Annotated in this window: 12 protein-coding genes; 9 read left to right on the top strand and 3 right to left on the bottom strand. The window is 60.3% G+C overall.

Annotated features, from left to right (window positions below; genetic code table 11):
- Together Q0M35_RS03865 and Q0M35_RS03860 are read left to right on the top strand one after the other, a co-directional pair.
- Positions 1 to 555 (top strand): porin (locus Q0M35_RS03865; RefSeq protein ID WP_295312588.1); only part of this gene is annotated, 555 nt, incomplete at its 5' end.
- Between the two features lie 104 nt (positions 556 to 659).
- Positions 660 to 1,313 carry a YggS family pyridoxal phosphate-dependent enzyme gene (locus Q0M35_RS03860; RefSeq protein WP_295312581.1) on the top strand — a complete coding sequence of 218 codons (654 nt, stop codon included), beginning with the start codon at positions 660 to 662 and terminating at the stop codon, positions 1,311 to 1,313.
- On the opposite strand, the gene Q0M35_RS03855 is transcribed toward Q0M35_RS03860, so the two are convergent.
- Both Q0M35_RS03855 and ribA read right to left on the bottom strand, forming a co-directional pair.
- Positions 1,310 to 1,804, bottom strand: coding sequence for a L,D-transpeptidase family protein (locus tag Q0M35_RS03855; RefSeq protein ID WP_295312575.1), 495 nt, complete (start codon positions 1,802 to 1,804; stop codon positions 1,310 to 1,312). The two genes, Q0M35_RS03860 and Q0M35_RS03855, sit on opposite strands and share 4 nt — an antisense overlap.
- Entirely contained in the window at positions 1,801 to 2,889 is a 1,089-nt protein-coding gene (gene ribA, locus Q0M35_RS03850; RefSeq protein WP_295312570.1) for a GTP cyclohydrolase II, read from the bottom strand. Before ribA ends, Q0M35_RS03855 begins: the two co-directional genes overlap by 4 nt.
- A 162-nt stretch (positions 2,890 to 3,051) precedes the next feature.
- On the opposite strand from ribA, the gene Q0M35_RS03845 reads away from it, so the two are divergent.
- From Q0M35_RS03845 to Q0M35_RS03825, 5 genes are all read left to right on the top strand, one after another.
- On the top strand, positions 3,052 to 3,738 hold the full coding sequence (locus tag Q0M35_RS03845) for a response regulator transcription factor (protein WP_295312565.1): 687 nt from the start codon (positions 3,052 to 3,054) through the stop codon (positions 3,736 to 3,738).
- A gap of 266 nt (positions 3,739 to 4,004) precedes the next feature.
- Complete coding sequence (locus Q0M35_RS03840; RefSeq protein WP_295312558.1) at positions 4,005 to 4,793, top strand: exodeoxyribonuclease III; 789 nt, start codon at positions 4,005 to 4,007, stop codon at positions 4,791 to 4,793.
- Between the two features lie 67 nt (positions 4,794 to 4,860).
- Positions 4,861 to 5,778, top strand: a complete 918-nt coding sequence (gene trxA / locus Q0M35_RS03835) for a thioredoxin (RefSeq protein ID WP_295312543.1) — start codon at positions 4,861 to 4,863, stop codon at positions 5,776 to 5,778.
- Between the two features lie 27 nt (positions 5,779 to 5,805).
- Positions 5,806 to 6,450, top strand: coding sequence for an LON peptidase substrate-binding domain-containing protein (locus Q0M35_RS03830; RefSeq protein WP_295312537.1), 645 nt, complete (start codon positions 5,806 to 5,808; stop codon positions 6,448 to 6,450).
- A complete protein-coding gene (locus Q0M35_RS03825) occupies positions 6,447 to 6,632 on the top strand; it encodes a Trm112 family protein (RefSeq protein ID WP_295312531.1) in 186 nt (61 codons plus the stop codon). Before Q0M35_RS03830 ends, Q0M35_RS03825 begins: the two co-directional genes overlap by 4 nt.
- Here Q0M35_RS03825 and Q0M35_RS03820 read toward each other — a convergent pair.
- Entirely contained in the window at positions 6,629 to 7,855 is a 1,227-nt protein-coding gene (locus Q0M35_RS03820) for a UbiH/UbiF/VisC/COQ6 family ubiquinone biosynthesis hydroxylase (protein WP_295312524.1), read from the bottom strand. The two genes, Q0M35_RS03825 and Q0M35_RS03820, sit on opposite strands and share 4 nt — an antisense overlap.
- A gap of 85 nt (positions 7,856 to 7,940) precedes the next feature.
- Here Q0M35_RS03820 and Q0M35_RS03815 point away from each other — a divergent pair, with 85 nt between their 5' ends.
- Together Q0M35_RS03815 and Q0M35_RS03810 are read left to right on the top strand one after the other, a co-directional pair.
- Positions 7,941 to 9,269, top strand: coding sequence for an amidase family protein (locus tag Q0M35_RS03815; RefSeq protein WP_295312523.1), 1,329 nt, complete (start codon positions 7,941 to 7,943; stop codon positions 9,267 to 9,269).
- A gap of 110 nt (positions 9,270 to 9,379) precedes the next feature.
- Positions 9,380 to 10,561, top strand: a complete 1,182-nt coding sequence (locus tag Q0M35_RS03810; RefSeq protein ID WP_295312602.1) for an aminotransferase class I/II-fold pyridoxal phosphate-dependent enzyme — start codon at positions 9,380 to 9,382, stop codon at positions 10,559 to 10,561.
- The last annotated feature ends 17 nt before the right edge of the window (positions 10,562 to 10,578 follow it).

Raw genomic sequence — 10,578 nt, 5'->3', positions numbered from 1 at the left:
GGCCCGATCGACTTCTACGAAGTACGTTCGAACGGTGTTACCGGCGTCAACGTGAAGTACGAAATGGGTGACTTCGCAGTGATGGCGTCCTACTCGCCTGACTACTCCGAAAACCTCGGCACCGGCCCAAGCTCCACAGACGACTACGAAGCCTTCGAAATCGGTGCATCTTACACCGTTTCCGGCTGGACCTTCGGCGTTGGCTACGGCATGGCGGAAGACGATGACGGCGCAGCACCTTACGACACCGACTTCTGGACCGCGACTGCAACAGGTACCGTTGGTATCGCAGACCTCGCGTTCTTCGTAGGTGACTCCGATGGCGACTTCACAGCGAACGACGACGTTGCCTACGGTATCTCCGGCTCCGTTCCGGTCGGCGCAGCGACAAACATCGTGGCATCTATTGCCGGCGGTGGTGCTGACGACCTGGACGAAGCATACGGCATCGGCTTCAACCACTCCCTGGGCGGCGGCGTGTCCCTGTCCGGTATGGTTGGTTCCAACACATCCAGCAACACCGTTGCTGACCTGGGTGTTCGCTTCAACTTCTAAGTTGAACGCAACAACCTGAGAAAACCGGGGCGGACCTTTGGGTTCGCCCCTTTTCTTTTCTGCTGCTCTCTTATGTAACTGGTCACAACAGGGAGGACGCCGGTATGGGCCTGCAGGACATCAAAGATAAAATCGCCAGTGCGGAGGCTGCCGCGGGCCGGGCCGCGGGATCTGTGACACTTATCGCGGTCTCAAAAGTACAGCCCGACGCACGCGTGGAGGCCGTTCTGAACGAAGGGCACAGGTCATTCGGCGAAAACCGGGTTCAGGAGGCTGCGGGCAAATGGCCCGGTTTCCGCGAGAAGTTCGACGGCATTGATCTGCATCTGATCGGGCCGCTGCAATCCAACAAGGCACGCCAGTCCTTCGAGCTTTTTCAGTGCATTCATTCGCTCGACCGGCCGAAACTGGCGAAAACATTTGCCCGTCTGGCACAGGAGACCGGCGGGTGTCCGGATCTTTTCATTCAGGTCAACACCGGCGAAGAGCCGCAAAAGGCCGGTATTCTGCCGGATGATGCAGATGGCTTTATCCGTGACTGTCTTGATATGGATCTGCCGGTGGTGGGGCTGATGAGTATTCCGCCTGCGGATGAGGAGGCCTCATTGCACTTTGCACTGCTCGCCAGAATAGCGGAACGCAACGGGCTCAGCGGTCTGAGCATGGGTATGAGCGGTGATTTCGAAGCGGCCATCGCGCTCGGAGCCACGCATGTCCGGGTCGGATCCGCCATTTTCGGCGCGCGCGAGACCGGTTAAGGCACAATCAGCCGTGTCTGAAGCGTGATCAGCGGGGCGATCCGGCGCAGATGTTCCCGGCGAAAGGCGACGCAGCCTTCGGTCGGATACCCGGGCCGGCGCTGCTGGTGGATAAAAATCGCGGAGCCGCGCCCTTTGACTGCGTAAGGCCAGTTCCAGTCGGTCAGGATGATCAGATCATAGAGCGGATCGGCCCGGCGCAGCACCTCATGGCTGTGCGGATAGGGCGCGCGCACCATCATGTTATAGTCTTCGTGGCCCATGTCATCCGACCACAGATCGCGCGGGCCGACCGGCAGCGCCCACGGCGCGGGCCGCGCGATCCGGTCGGGGCGATAGAGCATGCCGACGATGCGGTGTTCGCCGCGCGGGGTGGCGCCATCGCCCTCTTTTTTTCGACTGGTCGTGCCGGTTTTGCCGATTGTACAGGGGTAATACTGCCCCCGAAACCGCACGCCGCGCGGTGTCAGAACCAGGTCAAAAGGCGTCACGGCAGATGTCCGGATTTGCGCACTTTGGTCGCGAGATAGTCGCGGTTGTGCCGGTTCACGCCCACATGCAGTGGCACCCGTTCCGTTACCGCCAGCCCGCAGGCCTGCATCATCTCGGACTTGGCGGGATTGTTCGTCAGCAGCCGGACCGATGAAAAACCAAGTGATTTCAGTATGTCAGCGCCCAGCCGGAAATCGCGCTCGTCGTCTTCAAACCCCAGCCGGTGGTTGGCCTCGACTGTATCGAACCCCTGGTCCTGCAGGGCATAGGCGCGCATTTTGTTGGCGAGGCCAATGCCGCGCCCTTCCTGATTCATATAGAGCAGGACGCCATGCCCCTCCTCGCCCATCTGTGCCAGGGCCGCGCGCAATTGCGGGCCACAGTCGCATTTCAGCGAGCCCATCAGGTCACCGGTGAAACAGGCGGAATGCAGCCGGGTCAGCACCGGTTTATTGCGATCGGGCCGGCCGATTTCGATGGCATAGTGCTCTTCGCCGCCGTCGTCAGGGCGGAACACATGCAGTCTGCCGGCCTCGGACACTTCGATTGGCAGACGCGCGCTGACCACCTCACTGAGCGGGCTGCGCGCGTCCAGCAACCCGGCCATCTCATTCAGCGGCAGGCAGGTCAGCGCGTGTTCAGCGGCAAAAGCAGCGCCGTTCTCCAGCGACACGACCAGGGCCGCCGGCAGCAACCGCGCGCTTTTCGCCAGCCTCAGCGCCGCGTGATGGGCATCCGCCGGGCCGCTGCGCGCGCAGTTAAGCGGCCCCTTCATCGGATGCATCAGATCGTTTTCGGGGCTTGCCACTGCCCGGATCCAGTCCGGTCCGGCATCATCGGGCAAAAGGATACGCGCGATATCCCCGTCATACGCACGCGCTTTCAGCGTCTGGGCCCGTCGCGCCGTGATCGCCAGCACCATTTCTCCGGGCACCTTGCGAAGGGCGGCAAAACGCGCCCCGCCGATGGTTTCAGCGGCCGATATCAGCACCGGCGCCTCGCCGTCGAGCACCACAGGTACCCCCATGCGCAGATCGGCGCGCGCCCGGGCCAGGCGTTCTGTGAGGGAAGGTGCGATGCTCATGATGTTACAATGCCCGAGATTTACAATGCTGATCTAGGGCAAACCGGGCAGAATTGAAACAATTGGCGGCCCGTGTAACACGAGGCCGTGAGAGAATTTGCGCCGCACTTGCCTGAAACCGGGCAAATCGCCATCTGTGATGCAACGAGAGGGAGATTACCCATGGCACAACTGAAAAAGATACTGCTGGTTGATGATGATGATGATCTGCGCGAGGCGCTGAGCGAACAGCTGATCATGACCGAGGATTTCGATGTCTTTGAGGCCGCGAATGGTGCTGATGCCATGTCGCGTGCAAAAGAGGCGCTTTACGATCTGGTGATCCTGGATGTGGGCCTGCCTGATACCGACGGGCGCGAGCTTTGCCGGCTGATGCGCAAACAGGGCGTGAAAAGCCCTATTCTGATGCTCACAGGCCACGACAGTGACGCTGATACCATTCTGGGTCTGGATGCCGGGGCCAATGATTATGTCAGCAAACCGTTCAAGTTTCCGGTGCTGCTTGCGCGGATCCGTGCGCAGCTGCGCCAGCATGAGCAGTCTGAGGATGCTGTGTTCCAGCTCGGGCACTATACCTTCAAACCCTCGATGAAGATGCTGGTGACCGAAGACGATAAAAAGGTTCGGCTGACAGAAAAGGAAACAAATATCCTGAAGTTTCTTTACCGCTCTACCGAGGGCGTGGTTCCGCGTGATGTTCTGCTGCACGAAGTCTGGGGTTACAACGCCGGGGTGACGACTCACACGCTGGAGACGCACATTTACCGTTTGCGCCAGAAAATAGAACCAGATCCGTCCAATGCGCGCCTTCTTGTGACCGAATCAGGCGGTTATCGTCTTATTGCGTGACGGGTTTTGAGTTTGTTAACCGTTTTTGTTTAGATCTGAGTCACGGGTCACGTCGTACTCATTCTGGAATCCCGTGTATGTCCGGGTAATGACATACAACCTCCCTGTTGGACTTGGCCGGGCCTTGCGCCCGGCCCTTTTTTTCCGCCACTCATTATTGATGAGCCTGGCGTCCGCCCGCTTCAGAGTGCCGGTGCAGTTCGTCATGGCACAGCTTTTGTGCGCAGGGTAGGGTGCCGCAGACTATGACTGCGGAGTGCCCTGACATGACTTTTTCCCTTGCAACCTGGAACATCAATTCTGTGCGGCTGCGCCAGGATCTGGTGCTTCAGCTGATGTCCGGGCAAGGCCCTGATGTGCTGTGCCTGCAGGAATGTAAAAGCCCCGTGGATAAAATGCCGCTGCAGGCTTTTGCCGATGCCGGCTATGGTCATGTCGTGGCGCGCGGGCAGAAGGGCTATAACGGTGTCGCGATCCTGTCGAAACTGCCGGTCAGAGAAGTCGGAACACATGATTTTGCCGCACTGGGGCATGCGCGGCACATTGCGGGTCAGCTTGAGAACGGTGTGACGATCCATAATTTTTACGTGCCTGCCGGCGGTGACAAACCAGACCGGACCATAAACGACAAATTCGGCCAGAAGCTCGACTACCTCACAGAAATGCGGGACTGGTTTCGCGACAACCGACCCGAAAAATCCATCCTCGTGGGGGATCTGAACATCGCCCCGCGCGAAGATGATGTCTGGGATCACAAAAAGCTGCTGAAGATTGTGAGCCATACGCCGGTCGAGGTGGCGCATCTGTCGGATGTGCAGACGGAAGGCGGCTGGGTCGATGTCACCCGGCAGGATATTCCGCAGGGTCTGCTTTACAGCTGGTGGTCCTACCGTGCCGCTGACTGGGACACCGCCGATAAAGGCCGCCGGCTCGATCACATCTGGGCCTCGGACGATATCGCCCGCTCAGCCCATTCAAGCCGGATCCTGCGCGAGGTGCGCGGCTGGGACAAACCCAGCGACCATGCGCCGGTCTTTGCCAGCTTTGACCTTTGAATCTGCCGGGAACCTCCCATATATGCACTGACCGCATTCTGAGACCGCATAACACAGGAAGAGAACAATGATGGACCTGAACCTTGGCGCTGCACCGGCAGCGGATGATCTGATCAAGGACACGACAGAGGCCACTTTTATGGCTGATGTGGTCGAGGCATCGCAGACCATTCCTGTGGTTGTAGATTTCTGGGCGCCCTGGTGCGGCCCGTGCAAAACACTCGGGCCCCAGCTTGAAGAGGCCGTGCGCGGTGCCAAAGGCGCCGTAAAGATGGTCAAGATCAATGTGGACGAAGCACAGATGATCGCGGGCCAGCTGCAGATCCAGTCGATCCCGACGGTTTATGCCTTTTACAAAGGCCAGCCGATTGACGGATTTCAGGGCGCAGTGCCGCAGTCTGAGATCAAAGCCTTTATCGACCGCGTGGTGAAAGCTGCGGGCGGCGAGGCGCCGGGAGATGAGCTTGCCGAAGCTGTGGCGGCGGCCGAAGAGATGCTTGGTGAAGGTGCTGCATCGGATGCGGCACAAACTTTTGCCGCGATCCTGGGTGAGGACCCGAACCATGCGCCTGCCTACGCTGGTCTGGTACGTGCAAACATCGCCATGGGCGAGCTCGACCAGGCGGAGGCGATCCTGAACGGTGCGCCGGCGGAGATCTCCACAGCGCCCGAGCTCGAAGCGGCTCATGCACAGCTCGAGCTTGCCCGCCAGGCCGAAGGGGCCGGGCCGCTTGACGACCTGCGTGCTGCTGTCGAGGCCAACCCGGATGACATGCAGGCACGCTTTGACCTGGCCAAGGCGCTGCACGCCAACGGCGATATAGAGGCCGCGGTAGATACCCTGCTTGAGCTTTTCCGGCGAGACCGGGAGTGGAATGACGGAGCGGCAAGAACACAGCTGTTCACGATTTTCGACGCGCTCAAGCCCAATGATCCGGTGATGCTGAACGGACGGCGAAAACTAAGCTCAATGATATTTGCCTGATGCCAAACGCGGGCTACGTCACGTGACATGATTAAAGCCGGTGAGCTGCCTGACACGATAGCTGTCTTTCCCCTGCCCGGGGCGTTGTTGCTGCCTCGCGCGCGACTTCCGCTGCACATATTTGAACCGCGCTATCTTCAGATGCTTGAAGACGCGCTCAAAACGCCCACGCGGCTGATTGGCATGGTGCAGCCCAACGAAATTCCCGGCCGTTCCGGAACAGGCTTGCAAACCATCGGGTGCGCCGGGCGGATCACGCAGTTTTCCGAGACCGAAGACGGGCGTTATCTGATCACCCTGGGCGGTGTGTCGCGGTTCCGTGTAATCAAGGAAATCGAAGGGTTCACACCTTATCGCCGCTGTGACGTGCGCTGGGATGGCTTTGACCGGGATCTCGGGCCGGATGAAAAAGACCCGGCGTTTTCCAGACCGGTCTTTCTGGATCTGCTGGGGCGGTATTTCGACGCCCGTGAATTGTCGGCTGACTGGGATACGCTGAAAGAAGCGGATGACGAGTTGCTGATCAATTCGCTTTCGATGATGCTTGATTTCGACCCGGAGGATAAACAGGCGCTGCTGGAGGCCCCCTCGCTGAGCACGCGGCGCGAGACGCTGGTGACGCTGATCGAATACCGGCTGCGGGGCGGCAGTGAAACCGAGATGATGCAATGAGCGAAACCCAGACACGTGTGGACCGGCGGATGCTCGAAGCGCTGATCTGTCCTCTGACGCAGACCACGCTGGAATATAATGCGGAAACCCAGGAGCTGATCTCGCGCAGTGGCCATCTGGCCTATCCGATCCGCAACGGCATTCCGGTCATGCTCAAAGACGAGGCGCGCAAGCTCGATTAAAGCGGCTGCCCCCTGAGCAGACGCGGCAGGTCACCGGTCAGGCCAGCGGCTTCCCGGATAAAGCCACGCCGCAGTGCGGGCGTTCTGTTGATGAGACCCATCCCGATATCGCGCGCTGCTCTGAGAAGCGGGTTATCGTTCGAAAACAATCTGTTGAATGCATCCGTCGCCAGAGCCAGCGTCGCGTTATCGAAGCGCCGCCAGGTCTGATACCGCTCCAGCGTGCCACGCGAGCCGATGTCTTCGCCACGCCGTGACGCATCGGCAAGCACCTCAGCCAGCGCCGCAATATCGCGAAGACCGGCGTTCAGCCCCTGGCCCGCGATCGGATGCACGCCATGTGCGGCATCGCCCACAAGCGCTGTCCGGTCGGCAACAAGTTCGGTGGCAAGAGACAGCGAAAGCGGATAGGTAAACCGCGCGCCTGCGAGGCTTATCTCACCCAGAAAACTGCCGAACCGAGGGCGCAGAACATCCAGATACTCGCTGTCCGGCATATCGTTGATGCGCTGTGCTGCATCGGTCTTTTCGCTCCAGACGATTGATGACCGGTTGCCGGTCAGCGGCAGAATGGCCAGTGGCCCGGCAGGCATGAAAAACTGGTGCGCAACACCCTTGTGCGGCAGCTCGTGTTCGAGAGAACAGACAAGCGCCGTCTGATCATAAGACCATCCGGTACGCGTGATGCCTGCGCGCTCCGCCGTGCCGGAACTGCGTCCGTCACAGCCCGCAAGCACACGACCCCGCAGGGTCTGCCCGTCATCAAGCGTCACCCGCACCCCGGTGGGGCAGGTCTGCTGGCCGGTCACGCGGCGTTCACTGATCCGGGTGATATTCTTTTGCGCGCTCATCGCCTGGAGAAGAGCAGGGCGCAGGTGGCGGTCTTCGACCATATATCCCATCGGCCCTTCTTCGATCTCGGCATGGTCAAAGTGCATGAAAAACGGCGATGGCCCTTCGCCCGCGCGCCCGTCGGTGACTTTGATGTCCAGGATCGGTTGTGCCAGATCTTCCAGCGCGTCCCAGACGCCGATCCCCTGCATCAACCGCGCAGAAGCCAGCGCCAGCGCATAAGACCGCCCGTCAAAGCCCGGGTTTTCCCGGACAGGGGCGGGCAGCGCATCAATGATCGTCACGGACAGCCCGGCGGACGACAGCGCCAGGGCCAGCACCGGACCGTTCAGCCCGCCGCCGACCACGATGATATCAGTATCAAATTCCATAGATCTTATCTGGACCGGTGGCGGGGGATTGTCCATGCGCGCTTGCGTCGCTACCGTTTGTGCGCAGCAACATGCAGGGGGTGGCATGCAGGACTGGCTTAAAATGACCGCGACGGCGCTTGGGCAGGGTATCGCGTCGGGTGAAATCGATCCCGTGGCGCTCACGGAAACCTATCTGGACGCCATAGAGACGCATCCCCTGCGCGACCGGATTTACGCGCGGGTGACGCATGAGCGCGCGCGCGCGGAGGCCGCGGCATCGGCAACACGCGCCGCAGCGGGCAGGCGCTTGTCGGCGCTCGACGGCGTTCCGGTGAGCTGGAAAGATCTTTTTGACACGGCAGGCACGGCAACCGAAGCGGGCTCAGGTCTGCTCGCGGGCCGGGTGCCTGACCGGGACGCGCGCGTTCTGGTCAATGCCACGGCCGCCGGTCTTGTATGTCTGGGCAAGACACATATGAGCGAGCTTGCCTTTTCCGGTCTGGGGCATAACCCGAGCACTGCAACACCCCCGTGCATCAATGATCCCGCTGCCGTGCCTGGCGGATCGTCATCGGGTGCCGCCGCATCGGTTGCCTTTGACCTCGCTGCAGCGGGAGCAGGCTCTGATACGGGCGGATCCGTCCGTATTCCGTCTGCCTGGAATGACCTGGTGGGGCTGAAAACGACCGCGGGGCGGCTCAGTCTCGAAGGCGTCGTGCCTCTCGCGCTGAAATTCGACACCGTCGGTCCGCTCTGCCGCTCGGTTTCTGACGCGGCGCTGATGCTTGCGGCGTTCGAAGGTGGCAAACCCGCTGACCTCACCGGGGTCAGTCTGAAAGGGCGCCGCATCGCCTTGCTGGAAACTGTCGCATTCGACGACATCCGCGATGAGCCTCTGGCGGCCTTTCAAAATGCCGTGATCCGGCTCAGTGCAGCCGGGGCGAAGATTTCGCGCATCTCCGTGCCGGAGCTGGAAGAGGCGATGGCGTTGACGACATGTCTGTACACATCAGAGGCTTACGGGCTCTGGAAAGAGGTGATCGAAGCGCATCCGGAAAAAATGTATCCCGAAATACTGCAGCGTTTCCGGCTGGGCAAAAACCATTCTGCCCCGGACTATGTTGCCGCCTGGGCCACCCTTGAAAAGGTGCGCGGGATATATGACGCGGCAACCGCCGGGTTTGATGCTGTGATATTGCCGACGGCACCCATTTTGCCACCGGATCTGGAACGTCTGAACGCGGATCACGATTATTACGTCACTGAAAACCTGCTGTCGCTGCGCAATACCAGAATCGGCAATCTGATGGGGCTTTGTGCGCTCAGCCTGCCCACCGGGGTGCCGTCCTGCGGGCTGATGATGATGGCGCCACCGGGTCAGGAAGCGGCGCTGCTGCGCATGGGTGCTGCCGCCGAAGCGGCACTGGCCTAAAAGCCACAAATCACCAGAAAGCTGCGCGTTTTTGTGGACGCACGCCCGCGCGTTGAGTACCTTAGGCGAAACGGGACGTGAATGATCCCGACCTGAGGCAGTTTTTGATGGTGTACCCTGAGCGGTTTTCGAACCTTCCGGCTCATGTATGGCCGCGTTTGCGCGCATTGCTTGATGTGCACGAGGGTGGTGGTGAGCCTGTAAACATGACAATCGGCGAGCCGAAACATGCGTTCCCGTCATGGGTAACGGACCGGATTGTCGAGCATTCGAAAGGGTTTAACCAGTATCCACCGAATGACGCAGCGCCTGAGTTGCGCGAGGCGATCACCGGTTTCGTCAAACGTCGTTACGGCGTGCCGCTTGACCCTGACACGCAGGTGATGGCGCTCAATGGCACCCGCGAGGGGCTTTACAACGCAGTGATGACGCTTTGCCCCGAGACGAAAAATGGTCAGCGACCCGCAATCCTGATGCCCAATCCGTTCTACCCGGTCTATATGATCGGTGCGCTTTCCGTTTCAGCCGAGCCGGTCATGGTGCCTGCAACCGGTGAGACCGGCCACCTTCCCGATTACCGGAGCCTGCCCGAAGAAGTTCTGAACCGCACGACCGCCGCCTATATCTGCTCGCCGGCCAATCCGCAGGGCGCCGTGGCGGATTACGATTACTGGCGCGACCTGATCGCGCTGGCAGAAGAGTACGATTTCGTGATCCTCGCCGACGAGTGTTATTCAGAGATTTACCGTGAAACGCCGCCCATTGGGGCGCTTCAGGTCGCTTATGAAACCGGTGCGGATATGAACCGCGTGGTGGTGTTTCATTCGCTCTCCAAACGGTCAAACCTGCCGGGGCTGCGCTCGGGGTTTGTTGCCGGCAGTGCTGACAACATCCGCGAGATCAAACTGTTGCGCAATTATGCAGGCGCGCCTTTGCCGCTGCCGATACAACTGGCCTCGGCTGATGTCTGGAACGACGAAGAGCACGTCGTCGAAAACCGTGCGCTTTACCGGGAGAAATACGACCTCGCCGACAGGCTCCTTGGCAATGTGCCCGGGTACCTGAGCCCCGAGGCCGGGTTTTTCCTCTGGCTGCCGGTTGAGAATGACGAAAAAGCAGCCGTAAAGCTGTGGCGTGAGACAGGAGTACGGGTTCTGCCCGGCGGCTATCTGGCGCATGAACGGGGCGGTGTGAACCCCGGACAAGGATATATCAGGGCCGCCATGGTGGCCCCAAAAGCGGAAACGGCGCGCGGCATCGAACTGATCCGTGACTGCCTCTATCCGCAATAATTTCGAGGGATCAGAGT

Source organism: Roseobacter sp. (assembly GCF_024639605.1).
Lineage (GTDB): Bacteria > Pseudomonadota > Alphaproteobacteria > Rhodobacterales > Rhodobacteraceae > Roseobacter.
Note: the sequence above shows the minus strand (reverse complement) of the source record. Positions and strands in the feature narration are given on the sequence as shown.

Excerpts from the sequence above, each read along its gene's own strand:
- Q0M35_RS03825 (WP_295312531.1), top strand. The coding sequence starts at position 6,447 with ATGAGCGAAACCCAGACACGTGTGGACCGGCGGATGCTCGAAGCGCTG.
- Q0M35_RS03830 (WP_295312537.1), top strand. The coding sequence starts at position 5,806 with ATGATTAAAGCCGGTGAGCTGCCTGACACGATAGCTGTCTTTCCCCTG.
- Q0M35_RS03815 (WP_295312523.1), top strand. The coding sequence starts at position 7,941 with ATGCAGGACTGGCTTAAAATGACCGCGACGGCGCTTGGGCAGGGTATC.
- Q0M35_RS03860 (WP_295312581.1), top strand. The coding sequence starts at position 660 with ATGGGCCTGCAGGACATCAAAGATAAAATCGCCAGTGCGGAGGCTGCC.
- Q0M35_RS03845 (WP_295312565.1), top strand. The coding sequence starts at position 3,052 with ATGGCACAACTGAAAAAGATACTGCTGGTTGATGATGATGATGATCTG.
- Q0M35_RS03820 (WP_295312524.1), bottom strand. The coding sequence starts at position 7,855 with ATGGAATTTGATACTGATATCATCGTGGTCGGCGGCGGGCTGAACGGT.
- trxA (WP_295312543.1), top strand. The coding sequence starts at position 4,861 with ATGATGGACCTGAACCTTGGCGCTGCACCGGCAGCGGATGATCTGATC.
- ribA (WP_295312570.1), bottom strand. The coding sequence starts at position 2,889 with ATGAGCATCGCACCTTCCCTCACAGAACGCCTGGCCCGGGCGCGCGCC.
- Q0M35_RS03840 (WP_295312558.1), top strand. The coding sequence starts at position 4,005 with ATGACTTTTTCCCTTGCAACCTGGAACATCAATTCTGTGCGGCTGCGC.